This window comes from Nitrospira sp., assembly GCA_005116745.1.
Taxonomy (GTDB): Bacteria; Nitrospirota; Nitrospiria; order Nitrospirales; family Nitrospiraceae; genus Nitrospira_D.
Genome location: SWDS01000006.1, coordinates 951309 through 975505, shown reverse-complemented (window position 1 = coordinate 975505; position 24197 = coordinate 951309). Strand labels below are relative to the sequence as shown.

The 24197-nt window shown below is 54.1% G+C and carries 21 protein-coding genes; 8 read left to right on the top strand and 13 right to left on the bottom strand.

Annotated features, from left to right (window positions below; genetic code table 11):
* Positions 1 to 15: 15 nt before the first annotated feature.
* From E8D52_10465 to E8D52_10435, 7 genes are all read right to left on the bottom strand, one after another.
* Positions 16 to 1374 carry a sigma-54-dependent Fis family transcriptional regulator gene (locus E8D52_10465; GenBank protein TKB69476.1) on the bottom strand — a complete coding sequence of 453 codons (1359 nt, stop codon included), beginning with the start codon at positions 1372 to 1374 and terminating at the stop codon, positions 16 to 18.
* An 88-nt stretch (positions 1375 to 1462) separates the two neighbouring features.
* Complete coding sequence (locus E8D52_10460; GenBank protein ID TKB69368.1) at positions 1463 to 2740, bottom strand: hypothetical protein; 1278 nt, start codon at positions 2738 to 2740, stop codon at positions 1463 to 1465.
* A 101-nt stretch (positions 2741 to 2841) separates the two neighbouring features.
* Positions 2842 to 7053, bottom strand: a complete 4212-nt coding sequence (locus tag E8D52_10455; GenBank protein ID TKB69367.1) for a PAS domain S-box protein — start codon at positions 7051 to 7053, stop codon at positions 2842 to 2844.
* A gap of 300 nt (positions 7054 to 7353) precedes the next feature.
* Positions 7354 to 8358 (bottom strand): hypothetical protein, encoded by a 1005-nt coding sequence (locus E8D52_10450; protein ID TKB69366.1) that lies wholly within the window; start codon positions 8356 to 8358, stop codon positions 7354 to 7356.
* Between the two features lie 80 nt (positions 8359 to 8438).
* Positions 8439 to 9317, bottom strand: a complete 879-nt coding sequence (locus tag E8D52_10445; protein ID TKB69365.1) for a DUF4440 domain-containing protein — start codon at positions 9315 to 9317, stop codon at positions 8439 to 8441.
* Between the two features lie 78 nt (positions 9318 to 9395).
* Complete coding sequence (locus tag E8D52_10440; protein ID TKB69364.1) at positions 9396 to 10151, bottom strand: Stp1/IreP family PP2C-type Ser/Thr phosphatase; 756 nt, start codon at positions 10149 to 10151, stop codon at positions 9396 to 9398.
* Complete coding sequence (locus E8D52_10435; protein ID TKB69363.1) at positions 10148 to 10939, bottom strand: exonuclease; 792 nt, start codon at positions 10937 to 10939, stop codon at positions 10148 to 10150. The genes E8D52_10440 and E8D52_10435 overlap by 4 nt, the downstream gene beginning before the upstream one ends.
* A 96-nt stretch (positions 10940 to 11035) precedes the next feature.
* Here E8D52_10435 and E8D52_10430 point away from each other — a divergent pair, with 96 nt between their 5' ends.
* The 7 genes from E8D52_10430 to E8D52_10400 all read left to right on the top strand — a co-directional run bounded on the left by E8D52_10430 (position 11036) and on the right by E8D52_10400 (position 15293).
* Positions 11036 to 11419: a hypothetical protein gene (locus tag E8D52_10430; protein TKB69362.1), complete on the top strand. Its 384-nt coding sequence runs from the start codon at positions 11036 to 11038 to the stop codon at positions 11417 to 11419.
* A 5-nt stretch (positions 11420 to 11424) separates the two neighbouring features.
* The gene (locus E8D52_10425; GenBank protein ID TKB69361.1) at positions 11425 to 11706 is read left to right on the top strand and encodes a DUF507 family protein; all 282 of its coding nucleotides are present in this window, start codon (positions 11425 to 11427) and stop codon (positions 11704 to 11706) included.
* A gap of 99 nt (positions 11707 to 11805) precedes the next feature.
* The gene (locus E8D52_10420; protein ID TKB69360.1) at positions 11806 to 12081 is read left to right on the top strand and encodes a DUF507 family protein; all 276 of its coding nucleotides are present in this window, start codon (positions 11806 to 11808) and stop codon (positions 12079 to 12081) included.
* Complete coding sequence (locus tag E8D52_10415; protein ID TKB69359.1) at positions 11990 to 12550, top strand: tetratricopeptide repeat protein; 561 nt, start codon at positions 11990 to 11992, stop codon at positions 12548 to 12550. Before E8D52_10420 ends, E8D52_10415 begins: the two co-directional genes overlap by 92 nt.
* A gap of 13 nt (positions 12551 to 12563) precedes the next feature.
* Positions 12564 to 13031, top strand: a complete 468-nt coding sequence (locus tag E8D52_10410) for a thioredoxin-dependent thiol peroxidase (GenBank protein TKB69358.1) — start codon at positions 12564 to 12566, stop codon at positions 13029 to 13031.
* A 56-nt stretch (positions 13032 to 13087) separates the two neighbouring features.
* Positions 13088 to 13945, top strand: a complete 858-nt coding sequence (locus E8D52_10405; GenBank protein ID TKB69357.1) for a hypothetical protein — start codon at positions 13088 to 13090, stop codon at positions 13943 to 13945.
* A gap of 244 nt (positions 13946 to 14189) precedes the next feature.
* The gene (locus E8D52_10400) at positions 14190 to 15293 is read left to right on the top strand and encodes a hypothetical protein (protein TKB69356.1); all 1104 of its coding nucleotides are present in this window, start codon (positions 14190 to 14192) and stop codon (positions 15291 to 15293) included.
* 882 nt (positions 15294 to 16175) lie between these two features.
* Here the strand turns inward: E8D52_10400 and E8D52_10395 are convergent.
* The 6 genes from E8D52_10395 to queG all read right to left on the bottom strand — a co-directional run bounded on the left by E8D52_10395 (position 16176) and on the right by queG (position 23068).
* On the bottom strand, positions 16176 to 17396 hold the full coding sequence (locus E8D52_10395; protein ID TKB69355.1) for an HD-GYP domain-containing protein: 1221 nt from the start codon (positions 17394 to 17396) through the stop codon (positions 16176 to 16178).
* Between the two features lie 153 nt (positions 17397 to 17549).
* Positions 17550 to 18887 carry a sigma-54-dependent Fis family transcriptional regulator gene (locus tag E8D52_10390; protein TKB69354.1) on the bottom strand — a complete coding sequence of 446 codons (1338 nt, stop codon included), beginning with the start codon at positions 18885 to 18887 and terminating at the stop codon, positions 17550 to 17552.
* Positions 18888 to 19197: 310 nt separating this feature from the next.
* Positions 19198 to 19656: a cytochrome c gene (locus E8D52_10385; GenBank protein TKB69353.1), complete on the bottom strand. Its 459-nt coding sequence runs from the start codon at positions 19654 to 19656 to the stop codon at positions 19198 to 19200.
* Positions 19657 to 19911: 255 nt separating this feature from the next.
* The gene (locus E8D52_10380) at positions 19912 to 20328 is read right to left on the bottom strand and encodes a group 1 truncated hemoglobin (GenBank protein ID TKB69475.1); all 417 of its coding nucleotides are present in this window, start codon (positions 20326 to 20328) and stop codon (positions 19912 to 19914) included.
* Between the two features lie 90 nt (positions 20329 to 20418).
* Positions 20419 to 21372 carry a nitrite reductase gene (locus tag E8D52_10375; protein TKB69352.1) on the bottom strand — a complete coding sequence of 318 codons (954 nt, stop codon included), beginning with the start codon at positions 21370 to 21372 and terminating at the stop codon, positions 20419 to 20421.
* A 439-nt stretch (positions 21373 to 21811) separates the two neighbouring features.
* Positions 21812 to 23068: a tRNA epoxyqueuosine(34) reductase QueG gene (gene queG, locus E8D52_10370; GenBank protein TKB69351.1), complete on the bottom strand. Its 1257-nt coding sequence runs from the start codon at positions 23066 to 23068 to the stop codon at positions 21812 to 21814.
* A 402-nt stretch (positions 23069 to 23470) separates the two neighbouring features.
* Here queG and E8D52_10365 point away from each other — a divergent pair, with 402 nt between their 5' ends.
* Positions 23471 to 24142: a hypothetical protein gene (locus E8D52_10365; protein ID TKB69350.1), complete on the top strand. Its 672-nt coding sequence runs from the start codon at positions 23471 to 23473 to the stop codon at positions 24140 to 24142.
* Positions 24143 to 24197 lie beyond the last annotated feature (55 nt).

Genomic DNA, 24197 nt, shown 5'->3' with positions numbered 1-24197 from the left:
GTGTGTATAAGTGTGTCATTCTTGTATGGGCAGGTCGGGCTCTTGGGTCGAGGAATTGTCCGGACGACCGATGCTGAGGGTGTCCATTCGATATTTCAGCATCCGTCGGCTAATTCCAAGTAGGTTCGCGGCGTGGGTTTGTACGTAATTGGTCCGTTTCAACGCATCAAGGATAATCTCCCGTTCAAACTCCATCACGGCTTTTTCAAGCGACATGCGACCGGCGAGGGTATCGTCTCGAAGCGATGTTGAACGAGAGTCATTCTTGATTAGAGTCGGCAAATGCTCTGGAGTGATTTGTGTCGCATTTTGGGACCAGATGAACGCCTGCTCGACGAAGTTTTCCAACTCGCGAACATTGCCAGGCCAAGAATATCGAGTCAGAAGCTCCAATGCTTCTTTTCCGAATTCGATACGAGGTCGTCGTTCCTCGTCCAGCCGTTTCTCGAGGAAATGCTTGGCCAGGAGGGGAATATCCTCGCCGCGTTCACGGAGTGGGGGGAGAACGAGCGCAATGACATTGATGCGGTAGTAGAGGTCTTCTCGAAACTGCGATTTTCGAACAAGGTCATCAAGATTCTTGTTCGTCGCTGTCACGATGCGGACATCGACCTTGATTGGCTGAACTCCCCCGATTCTCGTAAATTCGCGCTCTTGGATGACACGCAGGAGCTTCGCTTGCGTGATCGGACTCAAGTCACCGATTTCGTCAAGGAACAGCGTTCCGGTGTTCGCCAATTCAAACTGTCCGACGCGTCGGGCTGTGGCATCCGTGAACGACCCTTTTTCATGGCCAAAGAGTTCGCTTTCTATGAGCGTTTCAGGCAACGCGGCGCAGTTCAGGGCAATGAAGGGGCGCTCGCGTCGGGAACTGTTGTAGTGCAAGGCTTTTGCGACTAATTCCTTTCCTGTGCCACTTTCTCCAGTAATGAGTACCGTGGTGCGGCTATCGGCGACCTGCTCGATTTTTGAGTAGATCTCCTGCATGACCTGGCTTTTGCCGATCAGATTATGGAAGGCATAGCGCTGGACGACTTGAGCCCGCAACTGCTTCACTTCTCGCTCTAATTCAGAAGAGTTCAGGACGCGATCGATGATGATACGGAGTTCATCGACGTCGAATGGTTTTGAGAGATAGTCAGCAGCGCCGAACTTCATGGCATCGACGGCTGTTTTGACAGATTTGGTACCTGTGAGCATGATGACAGGAGTCATCTTGCTCTCCATGCGGAGCGTTTGAAGCACTGTGAGGCCGTCGGTTCCCGGGAGAATGACATCAAGGAGGATGAGGTTGGGTTCATCTTTTCGAAACACATCGAGACCCTCTTGAGCATCACCGGCCTGGAGAATGTCATAGATTGGTTCGAGAACCATTTTGAGGGAGGCACGGACTCGGGGATCGTCATCGATCAGCAGAACCCGTTTCCTAACAGCCAAACTTTCCACATGCACTCCTTACGTTCTAACCTTGATGGGAGGGAAGATTGATGAGGAAGGTTGTTCCACTTCCTTCCGTACTCTGCACTTGAATCTCTCCTCGATGCTCCCGAACGATCTGATGAGCAATGGTCAGTCCCAAACCAGTTCCTTCGTTTAGGGTACTCGCATATTTCGTGGTAAAGAAAGGATCGAAGATGTGGTCAAGGTTTTCAGCGGAGATGCCGTGCCCTGTATCCTCGATCTGTATCTGCATCCACATCTCACCGCCCACTTTTGCGAGTCGAGTGGTTCGTACTCGAAGAGTTCCACTTTTGTCGCCGATGGCATCCATCGCATTCAAGAGCAGGTTTAAGAGAACCTGTTTGATTTGCTGCCGATCTAACATGCCACGAGGAAGCTCCGATGCCAAATCTTTTTCAATCTTGATCCCGCGGCTGTCTGCCTTCACTTGGATGAAGTACAGGCACGACGAGACGATTTCATTCAGATCTTCATCGGTCAACTGAGGTTCCATATATCGAGCGTAGTCGAGAATCTCCTGAATCAACCGCTCAATCCGATTGACGTCCTCGAGCACAATGCGGCTGAATTCTCCGATGAACTGACTGTCATCCTTCCGTTCTGGAGCCAGTTGGATGAACGTCTTGATCGACGTCAAGGGGTTTCTGATTTCATGCGCGAAGCCCCCTGCAATGGTTTCTAAAGAACGCAGTCGATCAGTTCGCCGCATGAGGACCTGAGATTGCCGAAGGTCTTCGTACAATAGGAAAGAGTCGAGCGCATTGGCGGCGCTCTGGGCCATCGCGGTCAGTAGTTCAAGGGTATCGGAAGGGATGATCGTGGATTCTTTTTGAGATTGGAGGACGACGAAAGCGATCAACCGACCTTGATTCAGCAGCGGGATGGCCAGATTAATGGGAGGTGTGGCGAACTGGGCATCTGCTGTGTTATCCAGCAATGTCGTGCGTAGGGAGTCGGCCAGCAGGGACGAGTTGAGGATGTCCTTGCGATCAGCCAGTTGTTGAACGAGGGGGTGCTTGAGAGGAACGACGAGAGGCGCGGCTATTAAAGAGGTCGGCGTGGGTACATTCACCAGGCGAAAACATTCTCGCTCACGATCAAGCAGATACAGTAGCCCTAGAGGGTGCCGGGATGCGTCAGAGAGGCCAGAAAGAATCCGTTCTGCGATGATGGGAAGGCTTGTCGGGTGCCCTATGTCCCGTGCGAACTTCGTAAGTCGTTGCAGTGAAGCTGTGCCTGGCTGATTAGGGTTCGATTGAGGAGCGGCATGATCTGTCATGAGTGTGGTGCGCGAAGTTGTATCCGTCCGCGTAGTTCGTTGTGGTGGAAACGAGTCTACGTATCATCACTAGGTTTGAAGTATACACCCGAAAGACTGTTTTACCCAGCAGATTTGGTCTTCCGTACAACGGCGAGTAGAAGTTGGTTGTCGAGGACAGTGAAAAACTGGACTGGGCCCGCACCTGCATGAGCCAGTAGACGGGACAACTCATCCCGCTCATAGACATGCAATAAGCCATGGCAAATGGCTTCACGCAGACGGCCGAGATAGTGAAGGACGATCTGAGCCGGAGACCCAAATTCATCGTGGTCTTTGGCGAGCAGGTGGCGGCGAAACAGTGTCGAGAGGTCAGTGTGCGGTTGAAGACAGGTCACGACGACCGTTCCGTCCAGATGCAAGACGCGGAGCATCTGTTTGAGGCAATGAAGGGGTGAGGACGTGAAGGAGAGCGAGAGATGGCAGAGAATGCGCTCAATCGATCCGTTGGTGAAAGGAAGCGGTGCATTCCAGTCTGTGCGCATCCAGCTTGTTGTTACCAATTGAGCAGTTGGGACGGCAGCCCTGAGCGTGCCGGGCAGTTCCTTAGCGAATGTATGGAACTGCTGTTCTGCAAGTCTAAGCGATTCATGCGATTGCTCCAACCCGACGTAGCGGAGAGGGACGGTCGTCCGTTTGCTGTGATGCGCCAACCGATAGGCCTGATTGGTCAACATGAGACGGGCGAAGTGTCGTTGGCCGCAGCCGATATCGAGGACAGTCTTGCCTGGTTCAAGGGGAAGAAGCTGTCGATACAGGTCATTCGTCATGCCCTCATAGTTCGGCAAGCGTTCGAGTTCAGGCAGGTGGGCCAAATGAGCCCCCCACAGGGCGCTACGTGTGGCCTGCGAGACGTGGTATCGAAGGCGGATGCGCTCATGCTCCAACTGCCGTTGCTGATGCACCTCGCGGTGGTTCGATTCCTGGCTCTGAGCCAAGGGAAGACTGTCGATCAGGGGAGTTGAGATCAACTGCAAGATTATCTCGAAGGCTTCGGTACGACGATCGTCGTCGCAGGATTCTCCAGACAGGTCGGCCGGCAGCGATACAACGGGTGGGGCGGCTTCCATGGCACGAACAGGCTCATGTTGAGGGCCGAAGATGTCTTCAATGGGACGGTTCTTTCGGGGAGAGGCGAGAATAATTGGCGGAGTCACGAGTTGAGCGAGGTTTGTCGGTAACGAGGATAAGTCGATATACCCTCCAGTGATTGCATCGCCGACAAACTTGTCGAAGTCGACATTGAGGCCCCAGAGATTGACCACGCCCCGACGATGGCCTTGTCGGTAGGTTTCAATGACATTGGTGCCAGTGATGGTAGACAGAGCGGTTTCTAGATCGAGGACAGGATTCAACAAGAAAAGCCGATCAGCCGCTGTGCTTTGTGCCGTAACTTTGATTGCCACTCGCGCAGTAATATCCTCGGCGAGGAGCGTGACTGGAGCGGCGGGCCATGTGGTGTGGACAAGGTCCAGAACGCTCTGGAGATCAGTCTGTAAGCTGCTTAGAGTGATGTGTAGGACACTGCCCTCGCTGTGGCCGACATGGTTCGAGTGGTCATAGCGAAGCACGCGCAGATAGTTGGCAGCGAGGTGAAACGAGAGTGGGACGTAATCAGTTTGGGTCGATCCGAATCCCGGAATCACGATCACGATCGGGGTGTCGGGTGATATGTGATGGCGAGCATGGTCGGCCGTCACTGCAATAGCTTGACCGTGTGTATTCCGGCATTCCCATCTGTCGCTGACGATCACTGGTTGGCTGTCCAGATTGGCAACGTCTAGGGAAGAGCCGATGTGTTGTGCAATCACGCGGTTGATTTCCCGTTCTGCAAACGGCGTCAGTTGGGAAAAACGGATGCCGATGCGCTGTCTCGGCTGTGATAGACCTGGTGTTAGCTCGGATGGAGCGGTCGCATCAGGCGCCAGATGGACAATGCGGCCGATCAGAATCGCGTCTGGTGTTTCTGGCTTCTGTTGCGTTGGTTGAGTACGAGTGCTGATCGAAGGAAAGTGAAGTGCAACTACCTCGTCAGTCATTTTCAGGAACGGCTCTGTGAGCAGGCATACACCACCTCTGCTAAAGTTGGTGACGAGGCCCAACAGACGTCCGGCTGCAACGTTAGAAGTTTCAATGTGGACCCGCAGCGCGACTTGAACTCTCACGGTCTCACGAGCTTCCGTGCCTGGTAGTCCCGTCACGGTAAAGGGTGCTGCAAGGTCACCAGCCCTATCCATTGATGGCAGCTGAGCTTCGACCGTTATGGTCAGTGCGCGTACATGCGCTGCGTCAATAAACGACGCGAGGATCTTTCGGTGGTTCTCATCGACTGCCTTGAACTCGAGTGCAAGACGGGACGCTTGCCGCTCGATGCCGGCTTGTCTGGGTGGGGCTCCTCGGTTATACGCGGTGGCATCTAGTTCCACCATGCTCACGACTGTTTTCAGGAGCAGGTAGACGGGCTGTTGCTCGAATGATGGAAGTGCACCGTTGACCTCCAACGAGGCTCCGCTTGGGCTCAGATCGACCATGATACCTTCATGTAGCCTATTACCAATGGTAACGCGTGCTGGCAGGGTGACGACCGTCCGAATGTATTTGCGGCGCTCAGGCAAAGGCTTCGTTGATTGGGTGAAGGAGAGGGGTGTGGGCGGCAAGGTGTGTGCTGCAGTCTGAAAAATCGCCTCGACATTCCGTTCGACTGCGCCGCCTGCCGAAGAAAACACGGAGGGTACAGGGACAGTGGGACTGTCCAGTAAGGGAGGTGGTTCCACCGGAATCCACACCTTGATCGACAAGAAACCGTTGATCGGGGCCTGAAAATCCAAACGGCCTCCGAGCTGTCTGATTACTGCATAGGCCGCAAAGAGATCACCGGTTGTTGCTTGCAGGGTCGGTTCCTCAACCTCAACCATGATGTCAGTTTCTTGGATGTGAATTTCGAATTCGGTGGCCGTCGCTTGTCGAATCGGGTCTGTTTCTTGATCTATAGGGGATCCGGATGGGCTGATCCTGGTACTGACTCGTAGTCGATGTGGGTTTCCCATAGCCGCCATATAGCGGTGGGCATGTGAGAGGAGCATGCCCACGAGATCCACTATGGAGTCGAGGCTTCCGGCGTAAGGCGGAAGATTCTGTCCATATGCCCGTTCAATCCAATCGGTGTTTGTGAGGGGAGGTTGAGCGGAGGTCAGGACGGCTTCGATGATGTCGTTGATGGTGTCTCGGCGGATAACGATGTCCGTCGCGGTCTGGATGAGTTCGCTTCCTAGATGAATGGCTTCAGCAGCGTACGTCGCAAGCGAATCGACTTGTTCTATCAGATGCGCATCACGGATGGTTTTGAGCAGGAGTTGAGATTGGGCTTGAATCGCACGGTGGGGGGCATGCAGAGTTTTTGATAAGGTTGACACGCGCAGTGCAATAGCGAGAAGTTGATCGGACTCACGAAGTTGATGCTCAAGCTGGTGGATGGTCTTGGTCTGCCGGTGGTGTTGTGAGATATCGCGCATCAGACCCAGCGTTCCAAGATACCGGTGATTCACATCGTACAGTCCCCTCGCGCTGATCTCGGCTCTGACTCGGGTGTGGGCTGGTGTGTCAGCGGAGGTCTTGCGGAGGAGGTCGATTTCCATGCGCTGGGCTGCTCGCGGCCCTGTTCTACGGTCATTGAAACGATGATGCGCGAGAGCTTGTTGATCAGACGGTACGACGGCGGTGTAGAGAATGCCGAGTAACTCGTCCTGCCTGTAGCCCAGCATGTCGGTGACGAGCGGGCTTAGAGATACGAATCGTCCATCCACATCGAGTTCGTATAATCCATCGCTGAGGATATCGATGAGACGGTCGTGACGTTCCTGTGTCTGTTTGAGCGTCATGCGGATGGCACGTGTTTCGAGCGCACCTCTTATGGACAAGACCAGTTCCTCGAGAAAACCTGGTGATTTCTTGTAGAGGATAATATCTGCACCCGACTGAAGCGCATTCAAGGCGGTGGTAGAGTCGCTATGATCCGTTTGCAGCACGAGCGTGGTATAGGGAACAAGCCGCTTCAGTTCCGAGAAAATGGGCCCAACGTGCTGGGCGATCACATCCTCATCGATTACGATGAGCTGCCATGATGCCCGAGGTCCCCACTGAAGCGCTTCCTCCACGGTGTAGACTGCGTCGACGCGGCAGTTTGGGAAGAATCTTCTGAGGGTGCGCGTGGCCAGTTTGATTTCCTCGGCGATCGCATTGACGAGGAGGATGGTAACAGGCTCACTCTGCGGCATGGCCGATTCCTGTGTTTGTGGGCAAGTCTGCGGTCAGGGAGGTCATCCAACGGGGCTGCTGCATGTTGCTGCCGCGTGCCAATCAAGCAACTCAGCTACAAAATACTGCTTGCTACGTTAGTACAGACAGAGTGATTGTGATATCACAAGTGGTGACGAGAAACCCAGGCTGGTGGCCGGTTCTTTCGTAGGGGAAGGGTGGTTACGGGCTGTTTGAATGGACAATTTTGGACGGTAGGGAAACTGCGGACCGCTTGCAGGCCTGCCGAATGTTCTTGTCGGCAGGCCTGCAAGGGGAGATCAATGCGCCGCGGCAGTCTTGCCCTTTTCCGAGCAGGCACCTGGCGTCATATACAGCAGATAATTGCCCATCCCATGTTGGGCTTCAGTTTTTTCTAGAGCATGGTGGTAGACCATCACCATCTCATAGTCCTCGTCTTTGGAGATGGGGAATCCCTGGCCGTCTTTATAGACTTGATGGGGTAGGAATTCCCGAAGTGTTCCATCGCGCTCGGCATCCGGAATAGTCCGGAGAAGGGTCTGTTTCTTGGTCTTATTTTCCAAAGCGATCAGGAGCAATTCATCGTGGCCGTGCGGATACGCGTATTTGACGCAGCCGTCCATGCTGAACTTCAGTGGAGCCGTGCGGACTTGGACACCCGGACCGATTTCAATTCCTTCGTCTGTCTGATCGGCAGGGCGATCACCGAACTTGGTAAAACAGACGATGTTGACGCCAACTTGATAGACATCCATTGCTTTGACCGGTTTGGCCTTCGGGGCGAAATACATCGTAAACGTTGCGATGACGTCCTTGGTGACTGGGGCGCCGTGATAGAACGCGACCACCGTCATGAGCTTATCGGTTGCCGAAAGTTGGACGCCGTATCCATCAGGGAATTGTGTCTCCGACATTTCGAGTCCAGCTCCACCGTAGAAGAGCGGCTCACCAGGGCAGGACACGCTAGGCTTGGTGTTGTTGATCATCAAAATATGGTGCAGATAGTTTCTCGGCAATTCTTTCCCATCGACTGTAGAAAGAGCCGACTTGAATCCGATCAAATACTTGTCTTCGGGCAACTGGAAGTTGAATCGCGGCATGGAATCGCCCATATCGCCTTCGCCGTGGCCTGTAGGAAGATCGATGGGGCCAAAGGTCAGGGTCGCCGTGTTTTCCCCGTAGGTAATCTTTGAGCCCACCTGCTTTTTGAGGGTGGGAATGGCGTGATGCTCATGGCCCCCATCAGCGTAGGCTGATGAGATCATGAAGAAGAGAGAGATAAAAAGAACGAGGGACCTGCGCATAAGACCTCCCAGAGGAAGTGAAGCGGTGATGATAAACCGGACTCCGATGTCTTGGTATGGCTCAGAGAAAATAAACGGGCTCATTGGGCGCTGGCCGGCGATGATGTTGCCTTTTTCCAGTGGTATGTGCCACCGTGTTCCTTTGGCGGTATATTCTTTCTCGTGTCGACTCGTGTGTACCACCAGATTCCTTTGGCTTGTGTGCCGTCTTCTGAAAGCAGAACCTCAAACCCGCCTTCGCGGTCGTTGCCGGGTTGGTGCCAGGTGCCGTGCCACAGTCGGTTCTCAATTTTTGTTGTGACGAACCGTCCACCCTGTTGTGTGTAGGGTCCGTTCCCATTCTTGTCTAACGTCGCTTTGTAGCGTTTATCATCCTCGACTTCGAGGATATCCCATTCCCCGCTCACATCAGGCAAGGCAGCAGCCGTCGTGCTGACGAGCTTTTGTGAGCCTGCTGCCGCTGACGGCGACGCAAGTGGGCCTCCAGGCTGAGCGGATCGGAAGGACTCGTGCCAGGACAGCAATTGCCAACGCCCGGCACGACGTTCCAGGACGCCGGTCTCACGGAGGGGAAGAACCATCCGTTTCACAGCAGACCCCTCGCCGGTATAGCGAGTGTAATCCATCTCCATGGTAAACCAGGCGAGATCGCCTTTCGTCCAGACCTTGAGTTCCGTAATGGGGGTTTCTATTTTCTGCGTGTTGGCAAACTCCTCGCGCATTTCCCGTTCGAACTCCGGCCAGCCGACATACTTGCGGCCACCTACGGTATAACTCACGATGTCGGCATCGTGGGCCATCAAGCGGGAAAGGGTTGGCAAGTCCTTCTCAGCGTTTGCGCGAACCAGTTGGCGAATGGTCGACTCCGGGTCAGAAGGTTCGGCTGCCAGTGCAGTCGTAGCCATACCTGCAGCGAGGAGGAGACTCCAGCACACTGCAGACCTCGATCGAATTATCATAGGACTCCGTACAAGTAATGGGTGAGATGTCGAGAAAAACTACACGGGCTGGTGAGCCTTGTCAATAACGAAGTAGAGTCAGGAGTAATGAGGCGCGACCACTACCACAGTGACGTTATCTTCACCTCCCCGATCGAGTGCTGCGGTGACGAGGCGGTTGCAGACATGAGTTGGGTCGAGCTCGCCCGCAGCGACCACGGTACGGATCTCTTCGTCCTCTAACATCTTGGTCAGCCCATCCGAGCAAAGCAGGACCAGGTCCTCAGGGAGTAGGGGAAGGGCCGTGACGGTAGGTTTCATCGTCGAGCCGACCCCCAAGGCACGTGTTAACACATGTCGTTCTGGATGAGTCTTCGCCGTTTCTACCGTGAGGATACCGCGTTCCAGGTATTTTTCGATCAACGTATGGTCTTTGGTTAGAGGGGTCAACGTGCCGGATCGAAACCGATAGGCACGACTGTCGCCGACATGGGCGAGATAGGCAAGCGGGGCGGGGCCGGAGACGATCGCCAGTAGCACGATGGTCGTGCCCATCCCTTTCAGCTTGGATTTTGATCGAACCTGATTGAGAATCGCGTCATGCGCTTGGCTGATTAGGTCTGTTAACACCTCCACAGCGGATGCTTGATCGTTATAAAGCAGAGTGCTTGTTGTTCGTGCTTCGGCTTGTACGGTTGCAATGGCCGTTTGAGCGGCGACTTCGCCGCCAACATGACCACCCATTCCATCCGCGACGGCCCAGACACCCACCTCATCGAGGACGGCGAACGCATCCTGGTTCAGGGTGCGCACGTGTCCGATCTCGCTCCGACCGACGCCGATCCAGCTGCTCATTGGGAATAGGCCGGTTGAAGGGTGATCGACAATGAGGAAGGGCCAAACCGTGACATCATGTCCTCATAGAAGCGATCGGCAAGGAGTACGAGGTTTTCGGTATCCGCCCGATTGTAGGTCAAGAGCGTATCACGAGCGATCATGTCCCCTCCTCGCCACAGGAACCATAGGCGGACCGCATCCAATCCGTCGAGACCGCTGATGGTCCGGTTGCGCTCGATGCCCAGTTCTTGTTCGATGTGTTTCAGTCCTCCACGTAACGCAAGCCGACGGGCGGCAAAACAGAGGTCGAAGTGCAGTGTGGGAAACCGGAGATCAGGAAACTTAGCACGGAGATAGGGGACATCAAAGACGGATCCGAAAAATGTCACAAGGAGGTCACAGTGATCAAGCTCCGTCTGCAACCGCTCGGTCGTCAGAGTTTCGCCACGAACCAAGCTTGTCGTGTTTCCTCCGTGATGAAGCCCAACGACAGTCACCTCTCCTGATTCCGGCGATGCGCCGGTTGTTTCGATGTCGAGAAAGCTTGTCCGAGGTCGGCAGGCTTTGTAGAGTCGCCAATGTTCTCGCCGTGGAAGGCGTGAGCCAAACAAATGAATCTGTCCCATTTCTGTCAGCGATTGCGCCTCTCGAAGCTCTTCATCGTACCAGGTCTTGCGCTGCTCGGAGAGACCGGCTACGGACGGACGATCCAGGAAACTTTGCCAATCGAGCAGGCCCTCTTGCCACCAACGCCTTTCCGTGACTGGTCCGACACCGGGGAGAAAGATGAAGCTAGAGGTCAGCATCCCGTGGATTGTAGCCTTGATTTCGTATAGGAGACAAGCTAGAGTTCTCAGTATCACGAAGAATGCAGTGAAAGAACGGGTGGAGCCATTGATCGTATGACTGCGCCAGCGAAGAGAATTCGTATTACCGTGGGCGGAGTTCAGCTGGAGGCAGAACTCAGAAAAACGAAGACGGCTGACGAAGTCTATGCTGCGCTTCCCGTCACGGCTGCCATGACCACGTGGGGAGAAGAATTCTACTTTCCAATTTCCGGAGTCCGCGACTATCGAGAAACCGCGACGACTCAGGTGAAAGTCGGAGACATCGCTTTCTGGGGAGCAGGGAAAGTCCTGGCAATCTTTTTTGGAAGAACCCCCATGAGTGTGGGGGCGGATCCCGTCCCGGCTGATCGCGTGAATATCATCGGGGCGATTATAGGGGATGCGACCCGACTTCGACAGGTGATGGAAGTCCCGACAATACATCTTGAACCGGGGTGAGGGCCATGCGGCTGTCCAAAGAGCGTGTACGACACATGGCTGAGAGCCTGACCGGTCGTCTCCAAGAGGAAGGCCACATTGAACTCATCGGAGAGCGGAAGGGATTTGTCGAGGGATTAGAGCAGGCCATCACCTCTGAGTTATCTGTTGAGGATTGTGTAAATGCGGAAGTGCGACAGTTGCTGAAGGCCTATGAAGAGCAAATTGATCGAGGGCAGGTGGATTACCAAAAGATGTTCCTGATGGTGAAGCAGAAGTTGGTCCGTGAACGAGGTATCATCCTATAGGACGTGATAACGTGAAGTGCAAAAGGTGAAAGAACAGCTGGGTGTTAGCCCGGCCTCTTCACCGCGCACTGCTCATGTTTCACGTAGTTCGTATTTCGTATGTTGAGCGAAGACAAGGCGAATCATCTGGCTCATGTCATTCTCACGGCTGTCAAGACATATACGGGAGTGAAAGTGACGGGCAATGATGGGCAGGTCTTAAAAGCGATTAAGCAGGTGGTGGCCGCTGAGTTGATGCAGGAACAGGGGATTGATCAAAGGGTGAAAGCCAAGTTGGCATCGTATGCTCGGGGGATTGTTGAAGGAAGCACGGAGTGGGATGTCTTGTATCGCAAGACGTTCGAAGAAGAGACGCGCAAACAGACGAGGGTCTGAAGACCGAGGTTGCAGTGCTATGAGAAAAACCATACACCAATTGGCCATCTTGGGTATCGTGCTGGTACTTGTCGGCATAACGGCGTGTTCGCAGAAACGTAAACCGCTTGTCCCGCTTGGCCTTGAAAATGAGGTAAAGGCTCAGGCCACGGCGCTGACAGAAGAGGGTACGCAAGCGTATCAGGCGAAACAGTACGAGGAGGCCAAACGGTATTTCGAACAAGCCATGGCAGCGGCTCCGCAATCCGGACCGGCCCATTACAACTATGCCTTGGCCTTGAATGCACTTGGCGATTCAGAAGTCGCCAGGCAGCATTTTTTGGAAGCGGCCAACCTGTCTCCTGGAGACAAGACCATCTGGGACTCACCGGCGCTTTCAGCGTACGGGAATCCTGAGAACAAGGGCCGCACGAAGGATCGTCCCTATGGGACCCACCGACCGAACTTCGGCGGGATGCCGAGATATTGAAAGGGATGAATCTATGAGCAAAGAACTCGCGGTAGGGGATCAGGCACCGGAACTCTCAATTCCGGACCAGCATGGGAAATCCATGACCTTGAAGAGTTTCAAGGGTAAACAAATCGTCCTCTATTTCTATCCGAAAGACGATACCCCTGGCTGCACGAAAGAGTCCTGTGATTTTCGTGATGTGGAGTCGCAGATCCTCCGAGCGGGAGGCGCCATCGTGGGAGTGAGTTTGGATGGAAAGGAATCACACCAGAAGTTCATCAAGAAATTCGGACTGCCGTTCCCCCTCCTCAGCGATGAAGATGCGGCGATCTCCAAGGCCTACGGCGTGTACAAAGAGAAGAATATGTACGGGAGAAAGTATTGGGGGATCGAGCGCAGCACGTTCGTTATCGATCTCGAAGGCAAGCTCAAGGCCATCTTTCGGAAGGTGAGCGTCGACGGTCACGCGGACGAGGTGCTGAAAGCGCTCAAGGCCTAGCGTTCACTCAGGATTTTGTGATCCGTCCTTTCTTGTCCAGTAAGGCGATGCGGCAGATGATGAGCCACACCCGCAGAGCCTGTTTCTCTCTCTTCCTTCTCATTGTTGCCTCGCCGGGTCTGCTGTTCGCTGCGGAGAAAAGTTCCGCCGCGATTCTCGTCAGAGACGCGCTGACTGCTCCGGGCCAGCCAGCTACCGTAGAGGCGAAACTCATCTCGAAACGGCTCATGCTCATTGCTGCATTGGGCGGGGAACCACTTGAACTCGTCGTGGATGGGAAGGTGGTCGCCACGGCGCTGACCGGCGGTGATGGCAGGGCGTTCTTCACCTATACTCCCAAGGCGCAAGGGCTCGCACCAGTCCACGTCCGCATTGGCAACAGTCCACGAGTCGACCAGGCAGAAGGTCAGGCCAATCTCGCGGTGTGGGAGAAACGGCAGGCAATCCTTGTGGTCGAACTGTCGTCCCTGATCGAGGATCCACTACCAAGTCGAGTCCCTCCCATCGGAATCGGGTTTGAATCGGAACGGAAACCGATAGCCGAGGCCGTGTATGAGCTTGGGAAGCTCACCCAGTTTTATTACAAGGTCGTTTATGTGATGCATGTCCCTGTGGGGATAGACGGATTTCAGCGGAGCGCAGAGGTCAGGGATTGGTTGAAGAGACACAAGTTTCCACCCGGCTATGTCTTGGTGCTGCCAGCTGACACCAACGCCTTGGGGGCAAAGATTGACGAGTTCCATGCAGCCGGTTGGAGGACGGTGAAGGTCGGCGTTGGCCGATCGAAAGCCTTCGTTGAGTCTTTTGTCCAGCGCCGCCTCGACGTGATCATGGTGCCGGAACCATCAAAAGGGGAGGTGCCGCGCAAGGCGAAGGTGGCGAAGGATTGGAAGGATGTGAGGAAGAAACTGTAGCAGGCAAGCCTGAGCCTTCCTCGGTCATATCTAAACCTCACGCTCGCAATAGTTGTATACCACTATGTAGGGCGCGACACGGTTCATGAATCTACTGAAAAGGCACCACGGTTCTTTCGATTTGTTGTCGACATTATATTTGTATTGTAAGCGGTGATGGTACGATGGCGTGGTATGCAATAGAAATCACGTCCCATTAAGCGCTTATCTGGGCAGCTGAAACATAACCAGAATAGTTCGAATTATGAAGACAGTTTTTATCCTTGGAGCTGGGGCGTCGGCGGAATCGGGTGCTCCGCTCATGTCGGACTTTGTTAAGCGAGCCAAGCAGCTTCAGGCAAAGGGCGCGTATGGCGATGAGGGCCACCATGTCCAGGCTGTTTTGGATGCGGCATACAAGGAGCTCCGATCCATACACTCTAAATCGACAATAGATTACGAGAATGTTGAGGAGCTGTTCAGTGCGATCGACATCGCTCAGGTGATACGACGGTTCGGATCGCGCCCTCCAGAGAGTATTGAAGCTCTCCGAAACTCAATAGTGATCTTCATCTATCGCACCATCGAGGAATCCATACGAATACCTTTTGACGGGACGATGATCAGAGCAACGAAAGGGTATGACAATCTTGCTCAACATGTCTACGAGAAGGTGAGTCGTAGTGCCCGTCTCGGCTTGAAAGATGTTTCCTTTATCACTTTCAATTATGACACCTGTCTAGAGTTGGCATTGGATAAGTATGGACTTGGGGTAGACTATGGTCTAAGTGAACCGTTCATTGACAGCTTCGCGAACCAGTTCCAAGTAAAGGTTCCGGTTCTTAAGCTTCATGGGTCCATCAACTGGACGACGTGTCAAAAATGCAATACCATAGTGGCGACTGAAATCAATCCATGGAAGCGCTCAGGGGTTTTCTCGATGATTGACCAGGGACGAGAACTACAACTACGCTTGGGAAGCCGCATTGCCGGTCAAAGCCACGCTTGTGGCTCCCCCTTACATCCCCTGCCGGTGATTGTGCCACCAACCTGGAATAAATCCTCGGGCTTGGACAGTCTTCGTAATGTTTGGAGGCAGGCTGCGTCGGAGCTTGCGACTGCTGACAACATTATGGTGATTGGTTATTCGTTCCCAGCAACAGATATGTTCTTCAAGTATCTGTTCGCTCTAGGTAGTGACAGCGACATCCATCTCGAAAAGTTTGTTGTTGTAAATGGGCCTGGTAGTGAAACAACACGCGAGAGGTTTGAGAATTTACTGGGACCGATGAGTGAAAAGGGATTCGTTTTTCATCCATTTGTATTCTCGGGAGTTAGCCACATTATTAAAGAGATGCTCCAACTTTAGAGCCTGGAAACAGATGGCCGAGGAGCTAAATCTAGGTATCCGTTCGTTTCAGCGATGCGGGGTTTTATGCGGCTTTCTTGTCGCGGTAGAGAGTCGGGTCAAGGCATGCTTGTTCAGAGGCTAGGACGGCTGTGATGCTTCGACGCGATGTCTCCGTTTGCCCGGAGAGATTTGCTCATGAAGACTTGAAAGTAGGGTATCTCCCGCGCTCTTGACCAGCAGTAGCACCGGCATCAGCGGCACGTGATGAAGGATCTATTTGACAATCCCTATCTCGTCTGTATTGAGCGCCACAACTAACCCAACCGTACAGATGGCTAGGACTTGGGGATACTCTAGCAAAGAATCCTTGTAATCAGCCTTGGCTGCCACTCGGTCCTTGCGGGCTCGGAATCCGAGCCCGTGCGGCAGAAACCTAACGCGTCGCAACGGCCTGAGGCTCTCGGGCCGCCAGACTCTTTCTTCGATTGTTGGAAATGGTGCGGTCGATAATCGCTCCACAGTTCATGCATTTCCATGCGTAGAACACGAGAAAGAAATCCGAGAATCGCTCCAACATCAGCATCCCTTTGCACTTCGGACATTCCATTGACCCCTCCTCGGGTGGTTAGGTTCACAGCTACTATCGAAGTACAGCAAGAGCTGTACCAAGGTGTCATATGTCAGTATTGCAAGGATTCATGAGTTACGTATTTGACTTGAGTAATAGTTGTCACATCATTGACGCTTTCAAGGAGCTAAATGTGTCAATGGTTTGTCGGTTGCATGATGCATAAATGGGGTCGGGAGTCTTTAATAGATGGTGTTCTCTCACGAGTGATCGAGAGAGGTGCTAGTGGCTGCCTGACGATAGCGGTGCATGTATTCCTGCGATGAGGGTGCTTATGCCGCTTTCTTGTCGAGGTAATTGGCGGGATCGATCCCTGTTTGGTGAGGATGCAAAACGGATGTGACGTTCCGGCGGGGCGTCGTGTCCTGCCGGGAGAGATCGTGCTCCTGTGGGTGAGAAAGTAGGGTATTCCCCGCACTCTTCACGAGGAGCACGACCGGCGCCAATGGCGCCTCATGGTTGACCTGTTGGACGATGCCTGTCTCGCCTGTGTTCAGCTCCACGACCGAGCCGACGGGGTAGACTCCCACGACCTGGATGAATTGCTGGACTAATGTCGGGTCAAGGTGGCCTTCGAGCGAGAGGCGATAGAGCAACTGAAGGGTTTGATGCGCAGGTTGCCCCTTGTGGTAGCACCGATCGCTCGTCATCGCGTCATAGATATCGACGATGGCTGTGATGAGGCCGAATTGGCTGATGTCTTTCTGCGCGCGCTGATGCGGATATCCGGCCCCGTTCACTCGCTCATGATGCTCAAGCGCTGGCTGGACGTACGACTCTCCTAAGTCGGTTGTGCTGGCCAAGACCTCAACTCCCCTGAGAACATGTTGCTTCATGATTTCCATCTCATGCGCTTCAAACCGGCCAGGTTTGTTCAGGATTTCAAGAGGCACTTTTGTTTTGCCGATGTCATGCAGCAGCGTGCCGACTCCGGCTAAATGCAACATTGACCGGTCGAACCCGAGGCTCTTGCCCAAGGACATGGCCAGCAGTGAGGTGTTCACGGAGTGGTAAAACGTGTATTCATCGAATCGCTTGAGTCTCGACAGGCTAGATAAGGCGTCTGGATTCCGAAAGACGCTGTCGGTCATGTCCGTTACGACCGCCCTCACGGCATCGACGTTGATCGCCCGTCCCAGCCGCGTGTCATCCATGGCCTCTTGAATGACGGTCTTTGCAGCCTGGTATACCTCCCTGGCAACAGCCAGCTCTTCTTCGAAGGGGACCACCGGCGGCGCTGACACCAATTCCTCCACAACTGGGACACTGGAATCATCGGCAAGACTCTGCTTCGGTGCCGACGCTTCCTGGACTGGTTCTGCATCAATGCGGACGACCAGTGTCTGGACTCCGCAGGCCTTCAGCTGTGCGATTTGCTGATGCGACGTAATCGTCATCTTGTGGGAGAAAAATGGCGTACTCAACCAGGACCGATCGAGCTGTTCGACCAGCATGCCCGGTTGCAATTCGTCGATTCCAATCCGCTTTGTCATGGGAACATCTGGTTGAAGCGCTCCTTCTCCAGAGCATTATCGGTCCGCGTCAGCAAATCTTAAGGCTCGAGTGACTGCAACACAGCCGTGCGCATATGAAGGCGCCAACGCTACCGGAAGATGGATGTGGTATCTGAAACTAGCGCTGTTTCTTCAAGACAAGTGATACTTGGCCATGCGGTAGCGGAGCGTATTGCGGGTCATTTTCAGGAGACGGCTGGCTTCCGAGATATTGCCGAATGTCTTTCGCAGCGCTTCTTCGAGCATCCGTTTTTCCATGTCCTGAAACGATAGGCCGAAGGCTAGGAACGACGGCGTGGGGCCCTGGCTTAGGCTAATGCTCGAGGAGACGGTTTTCACGGAGGCTGGTAAATGAGCAGGTTGAATGATTTCTGCTTTGCAGGTGATGGTCAGCCATTCGACAACATTGTGGAGCTCGCGGACGTTTCCAGGCCAGTCGTGGTTGTGAAGGACGGCAAGGGCTGCCGGGTCGATAGCCCTAATACGACACCCGCGCTCCTGTTTGGCTCGTTCCAAGAAAATCAAGAGAATCGGCTCGATGTCTTCGAGCCGTTCGCGCAACGGAGGAATCCGGAGCTGGTACACATTCAGCCGATAGTAAAGATCGAGGCGGAACCGACCGGCCTTGATGTGGGCCAGCAGATCTTCATTTGTGGCGGCAATGATGCGGATGTTGACCTTGTGGCTGCGGGTATCGCCCAAGGGATCAATCGTATGGTTTTCCAGCACACGGAGGAGCTTGGCTTGCGCAGACAAACTCATTTCTCCAATCTCATCGAGAAACAACGTTCCCCCCTCCGCCAGTTGGAATCGTCCAGGCTTTGCTCGCTTGGCATCGGTAAAGGCGCCCGATTCATATCCGAATAACTCTGACTCCAAGAGATTCTCCGGGATGCCGGCACAATTCAGCGCAATCAGCGGACCCTTGGCTCGTGGACTATAGTGATGAATCGCCTCGGCAAACAGTTCCTTGCCGGTTCCGCTTTCACCGGTGATGAGGACGGTTGCGTCCGTCAATGCCACTTCTTTGGCCAGTTGCTTCATGAGATTCATTTGTGGCGAGACACTGATGATGGATGCGAACGGATCGTGTGGTGATGAGGAGGCTGCCGGACCAGGATGGTGAAGCGTACGGGTGATGGCGGTCTTCAAGTCATCAAGAAGAATCGGTTTGGCCAGGTAATCCGCGGCACCGGCACGCATGATCTCCACCGCATCTCTGATGGAGTGGCGGTCTCCGATCACAAGGAGGGGTGGAGAGTGGGGCGCCTGATGAGCATATTCAAAGAGGGGAGCCAGGGTATGGGCATTCCCCTCGGCAATGACCACGGTGGGTGAAATATCAGACCAGAGCGCGAGCCCTTCAGATATCGTACTGGCTGCGTGAATACTGGTGTGAGGCGAAGCTGCGTGGAGGAGCTGCTTGAGCTCGGAGTCTTTAGAAAAGAGGAGAAATGTCTGAAGGTTCATCGGAGGACTCCTTTATGCAGAGCTCCTGTAGAACCAGGTGAATTGGCACTAGCCTACACCTCTGTGCACAGAGAAAGAAAGGGGTGAGGGGAACAGAGGGAGAGAGCACGCGTCATGCCTGAAAGGCACGGTCGGTTACGGTCATACCAGTGATTGAATGAGGATCATATTGGTCCATACGGAGGGGTCGCTGAAAGGGGTTGTGAACTTCTGGCTGGAGATCGATGATGAAGGGGAACGCGAACCGTCAGCCAATGGCCTTGACTGACAGTTCGCCGTCAATAGTGCTCTGCAAGATTCTCTTTAGCCGCTACTCCTTATCCACACAAAATGCTCGTTCGTAGGCGATGATCGTCCAGGCTTCTTCTTCAGTGAGCATGCCGCCCTTTACGAGGCCCGGCATACCAGTGCCGGGACTTCCATTCTTCACAACCCAGAACAGCTCCCCGTCATTCCGCTTCTTATGGAACTTACAGTTCGTAAGATTTCGTGGACCCGGTGTGAGCAGCATTCCGCCCGCCCCATCGCCCTCGCCACCCTGACCATGACAGTTTACGCAGGTACCCTTGCCCTCATAGAGCTCCTTGCCCTTGGCGATGGTGTCAGGAGTGACGGTGATCGGGCTCTTCATTTTTCGTGCTTCCCCACGTTCAGCGTCTGGAACACGCGGCTTCAGTGGGTCGGACTCGGGGCCAGACCAACCAGCCGTACTCCACAAGGCAACGGCGACGAAACTACACAACGTCACAATCAAACGCGTCCCTCTCATGGTTCCTCCTTGGTGATGGCAACTGGGCTCCTACCAGATGGCTGCTCTCGCTGCGCATCTAGAGGCACAGATTCGAAGCTTATGTTAACACGATATTCTTCTACGTGGCAGTGCCTCTATCTCATGGAATGTGGCTTGATTGGGGTGGAGGGGGGCTGATCTAGCAGTAGAAATGATCTCGCCGGTCCGAACTCATTGGCCCGGACCGGCGAGAGACTCACGAGGAGCTACTGCAGTGTTTACCACTGCACGTCATTAGGGAATTTCGACGATATCTTTATTCATCGGTCCGAGCACGGAGAGCAACTCGCCCTTTTCTTTCGCTGGGACGTTGAAGGTATCCAATGCGCTGACCAGGTCTTCCACGAGTGCGTTGAAGGCAGCTCCCGTAACCTTCATGCCCTTGTGTGTCGTCTTCATATCACGGCCCGAGTAGGTGCAGGGGCCACCGCTCGCTGCACACACCTGTTCGACCAGGAGCTTGTTGAGCTTCTTGAGGTCGGTGGTCGCGAAATAGCTATTAATGCGCTTGTCTCCGCCCACGTTAGCAATGAACTTGGTTACAACGGCTTGAATCGCGCCCTGTCCGCCGAGCCGATCATAGAGCGACGCATCTGCGGCAAAGGATGTCGCGCTGCTCAGTGTCCAGGCGGCTGCCACGGCAACCACCATACTCATCATTTTCTTGCTCAACGACATATTATCTACTCCTTTATGTATGCGAATGAATTGACTGTTAAATCTCCGTAGCCCGCTCATTCATTACGGGTTCCAGGGAGTGTTGGGCATCAACTGACCTTTATAGTCCTTGGGATTCTGGTTGGCGATCACAACCGCAATCGCACCACGCAAGGCGCCCGTCAAGGAGTGGGTCACGACTGGATACGCCCCTGGGTTGTCCGCGATCAGGTCAAAGGTGGCGGCGCTCCCTGGACCGACCACATAGGTCTGGACCCCGACGAACTTGTTGGCCGGATTGCCGCTTTCATAGACATTGTCCCAGATTTCGGCGATCGGATGGAGCGAGGAGAACTCGTTCGGGCCGGCATTGACGAAATAGATGCGTACCCGTTCACCAACCTTGACTTCCAACGGCTCTCCCCCCGGGAAGAACGGATGGTACTTGAAGATCCCGCCGTTGAAAACCGTATTGTCCCACTTCCGATCAAACATTGCCTGCACGTTGTCTGGGTTCTTCCAGAACTCGGACTGCACCAAGACAAATTCACGATCCGCCTTTGGCCACACACTGGCGTCCTTCGGATCCACGATGATCGCACCGAACATACCACGCGCGACGTGCTGGATCATGGGGCCCGCGCCGCAGTGGTAGAAAAACACGCCAGGCTTCTTCGCGACGAAGGAGTACTGGTGTGTCTCGCCCGCTGAAACTGTCTTGTGGTAGTTCTTCAGGAAGTCGAGCTCGGCCGCATGAAAGTCCATTGAATGCGGGAAGGAGTTATTCTTGTCGCCGATCAGGGTGAAGTTCACCGTATCGCCTTCAGTGACCCGAACGACCGGGCCCGGCATCTGACCGTTAAAGGTCCACGCCTTGTATTTCGTCCCGTTCCCGTCGATGACGATTTCTGTTTCCATCGCCGTAAACGTGACATCGTGAACCTTCGCCCCTGCGGACCCCGGCATAGTGATACAGCCGCTGGCCCCCACGAGGACGGCAAGCCCTAATGTAGCTGTGAGCACACGAAACCTCTGCATAGTTGCCTCCCTTATGACTGTATTTTATGGAAAAAAGACGCTGCCCCCGAATAAGCGTGGCGAATTGATCCCCCTCCCACCCTTTATCGACAAACGTCCAGTGGACTATCTACCAAATTTAGAAGAAAAAATACAAAGAAAAAATTTTCGGTTGTGCATTCATTTGAGTCCAAATGGCCCTGTTTCGCCAAGACTGAGACCCCTAGGATTTTGCGATGCAGCACAATACATGCCGCGCGTGTGGTTCTTGAGTGAAGTAGCTATAATTTCCGTGCAAAATTAATAATTTCTTAGGTTGTTGGTAGAGATTGAATGGTTCCGTTGTAAAGAAGTTGATGTTGTGGATTAAGTGGTCAGGCTAAGATAGAAGAATCGAATACGATACAGCCTGTATCTGATTCGATTCAGGCTAGAGCGCGGTGAGAAGCTTTGGTGGAGTTTACATGGGCTTCAGGTTGCGTTGGGCGATGGCGACGTTCCGGAGAAGCCCTTGGTGTTTTGCGCGCCGAATCGGGCTGTGTTGAAATATTGTGGTGAAGGTCTGCTCATCGAGCTGAGCCAGTTCGTTGAGGTGCGGTGCAAGGCTCCAGCGTGACGGTTGAAACGCAGGTTCCTGAGTCGGTTCGGCTCGGAGATTAAAGGGGCACACGTCAAGGCAATCGTCGCATCCAAAGATCTTGTTCCCCATACCCCCTTGTAACTCCTGAGAAATAGCGGCCTCATCACCGCGCAGTTCGATGGTCAAGTAGGAAATACAACGAGTGGCATCAACCACGTAGGGCTCGGTGATCGCTCCCGTGGGGCAGGCTTGAATGCAGAGCGTGCAGCTACCACAGAGATCAGTCGCCGGCTCATCAGCTTCTAGTTCCAACGTGGTCAGAACTTCTCCCAGCAGCAGCCATGAACCATGCTCAGCTGACACGAGATTGGAATGTTTCCCGATCCAGCCTAGGCCCGCCTGTTCCGCCCAGGCTTTCTCCATGATTGGGCCGGTGTCGGAGTACGAACGGGTTTGAGCGTCAGGTGCGAGGCTGGAGATGCGTTGCTCCAGCTGCTTCAGCCGTTTGGTTAGGGTCTTGTGATAGTCCTTCCCCCAAGCATATCGCGCAATGCGGCCGTAGCCAGGTTGTTCGTTGGCACGATGGTCGGTGAGGTAGTTGGTTCCCAAGGAGATGATTGACCGGCAGCCGGGAAGCACCTGGCAAGGATCGGCACGTTTATCCGGAGCCCGCTCCATCCAGGCCATGGTGCCGTGATAGCCTCGCCGGAGCCATTCGGTGAGACGATCAAAGAGGCGCTGGGGTACCGCAGCTTCGGAATTGAAGGGGGAGCTGTTTCCCTGGTCGCCGGCAGCTGACTGTGTATGGTCACCCGACACGTGTGTAATCCCAACTGCATCGAACCCCAGCGCATGGGCTTCTTGTTTGATGGCGACCGTGATGGACATGGGATAGCTGGGAGAGTTAGTGCTGAGCGGAACAATCAAAGCGAACACTGAAGTGGGCCGAACATCGGACCGATTGGCATCGGTCGCAGGTGCCGACAATGTTTGTTTTCCAATCCGTCTTCGCTTCGTCAAACCGGCACTGCAAGCGACCGCCTTTCGAGATCGTAGTCCAGGGGTGCTTGGTTCCGGGAATGGAGGCGACCAGGCAGCCTTGTGGAAATGGTACGTGGCAAGGTCGTCCGGTTTCACCTTTTTCCATCATGAAGCTGCAGGATAGTTCCGTCGTGGCACCTGAGTCTTCCTGGTCCTGTGCGCTGGTGTTGGAGGACATCGCGAGTCCTGGTACCAGGAGTGCTATGAACAGGGTAAACTTGCCGCAGTGTGAGATCATCGGTGGAGAATCGTAGCACAGGAGCTTGTCTTGCGGCCATGGAGAGGGCCGCGTAGAATCCTCGCGCCGGCTTCTATTCAAACTAAGGGATGAAGCCTGATCGCTGCTACGCCCTGGTGCGCGACCACCTAAGGCGTTGATTCGCGTATTGGATGATCTGGTCGTAGATCGCAATCTCATCAATGACTGGGATGAACAGCGTTCACACAAACCGTTTGCTGCAATCGTCAAGCCCTGGGCACCGCTGACGAAGGAGTGCCGTGCCGAGGGTTTCTACGAACGGTTTCCAGCTAAAGGACAGTTTGAACGGGTACGGAAGATTCACCAGCGGCTACTGGATGCGATTGTTGGATAAACGAGCAGCCTCATCACAAGGCCTTGTCCTGTTATTGGCCCTCCATATGCTGCTGCTCGTTCCCCTATGGGAGGCGGATGCTCTGGCGGTGGCTGATACAGATGGATTAGAGGTGACGGTAGAACCTGGTGGAGGAATCCGTGCAACGGCCCATCCGCTTTTTCCAGCCAAGCCAGAAGTGATACAAGCATTGTTGGCCGATTACTCCCATTGGCCGGATCTCTTTGAAGTTCGGATGCGGGTCGCCGAGTTGACTATCCGTGAAGGGGTGGCCACCATCGATCTTCGTATCGAGCATCCTCTGATGCCAGGAGAACATCGGTTGGTGACGGAATCGAGGCGCTTGCCGAACGGCGGCTTGGTGACTGATCTGAAGGGTGGGGACTTCAAACGTTATCATCGAGTGTGGATGTTCGAACCGGCTGGAGCGGGGAATCAGACGCGTGCGGCATTCGAACTCGTGATTGAAATCGAATCCATGGTGCCGGATTGGCTGGTGGCGATCGCCATGCGGCAGGAACTGGAAGCCCACTTTCGTATTATCAAACAAAAGGCGTTGGAACAGTCCAAACGGTAATTGATATGGGTCACGTTTCGAGAGAGAAGAATCCTGGTGCATCAGCCCTAGCCGG

Bases quoted from the DNA above. Each gene is read 5' to 3' on its own strand.
- E8D52_10385 (TKB69353.1), bottom strand. From the start codon at position 19,656: ATGAGAGGGACGCGTTTGATTGTGACGTTGTGTAGTTTCGTCGCCGTT.
- E8D52_10445 (TKB69365.1), bottom strand. From the start codon at position 9,317: ATGATAATTCGATCGAGGTCTGCAGTGTGCTGGAGTCTCCTCCTCGCT.
- E8D52_10395 (TKB69355.1), bottom strand. From the start codon at position 17,396: ATGACAAAGCGGATTGGAATCGACGAATTGCAACCGGGCATGCTGGTC.
- E8D52_10450 (TKB69366.1), bottom strand. From the start codon at position 8,358: ATGCGCAGGTCCCTCGTTCTTTTTATCTCTCTCTTCTTCATGATCTCA.
- E8D52_10375 (TKB69352.1), bottom strand. From the start codon at position 21,372: ATGCAGAGGTTTCGTGTGCTCACAGCTACATTAGGGCTTGCCGTCCTC.
- E8D52_10410 (TKB69358.1), top strand. From the start codon at position 12,564: ATGAGCAAAGAACTCGCGGTAGGGGATCAGGCACCGGAACTCTCAATT.
- E8D52_10430 (TKB69362.1), top strand. From the start codon at position 11,036: ATGACTGCGCCAGCGAAGAGAATTCGTATTACCGTGGGCGGAGTTCAG.
- E8D52_10420 (TKB69360.1), top strand. From the start codon at position 11,806: ATGTTGAGCGAAGACAAGGCGAATCATCTGGCTCATGTCATTCTCACG.
- E8D52_10465 (TKB69476.1), bottom strand. From the start codon at position 1,374: ATGGTTCTCGAACCAATCTATGACATTCTCCAGGCCGGTGATGCTCAA.
- E8D52_10455 (TKB69367.1), bottom strand. From the start codon at position 7,053: ATGCCGCAGAGTGAGCCTGTTACCATCCTCCTCGTCAATGCGATCGCC.
- E8D52_10435 (TKB69363.1), bottom strand. From the start codon at position 10,939: ATGCTGACCTCTAGCTTCATCTTTCTCCCCGGTGTCGGACCAGTCACG.
- E8D52_10460 (TKB69368.1), bottom strand. From the start codon at position 2,740: ATGACAGATCATGCCGCTCCTCAATCGAACCCTAATCAGCCAGGCACA.
- E8D52_10400 (TKB69356.1), top strand. From the start codon at position 14,190: ATGAAGACAGTTTTTATCCTTGGAGCTGGGGCGTCGGCGGAATCGGGT.
- E8D52_10405 (TKB69357.1), top strand. From the start codon at position 13,088: ATGATGAGCCACACCCGCAGAGCCTGTTTCTCTCTCTTCCTTCTCATT.
- E8D52_10390 (TKB69354.1), bottom strand. From the start codon at position 18,887: ATGAACCTTCAGACATTTCTCCTCTTTTCTAAAGACTCCGAGCTCAAG.
- E8D52_10425 (TKB69361.1), top strand. From the start codon at position 11,425: ATGCGGCTGTCCAAAGAGCGTGTACGACACATGGCTGAGAGCCTGACC.
- E8D52_10415 (TKB69359.1), top strand. From the start codon at position 11,990: ATGCTCGGGGGATTGTTGAAGGAAGCACGGAGTGGGATGTCTTGTATC.
- E8D52_10440 (TKB69364.1), bottom strand. From the start codon at position 10,151: ATGAGCAGCTGGATCGGCGTCGGTCGGAGCGAGATCGGACACGTGCGC.
- E8D52_10380 (TKB69475.1), bottom strand. From the start codon at position 20,328: ATGGTGGTTGCCGTGGCAGCCGCCTGGACACTGAGCAGCGCGACATCC.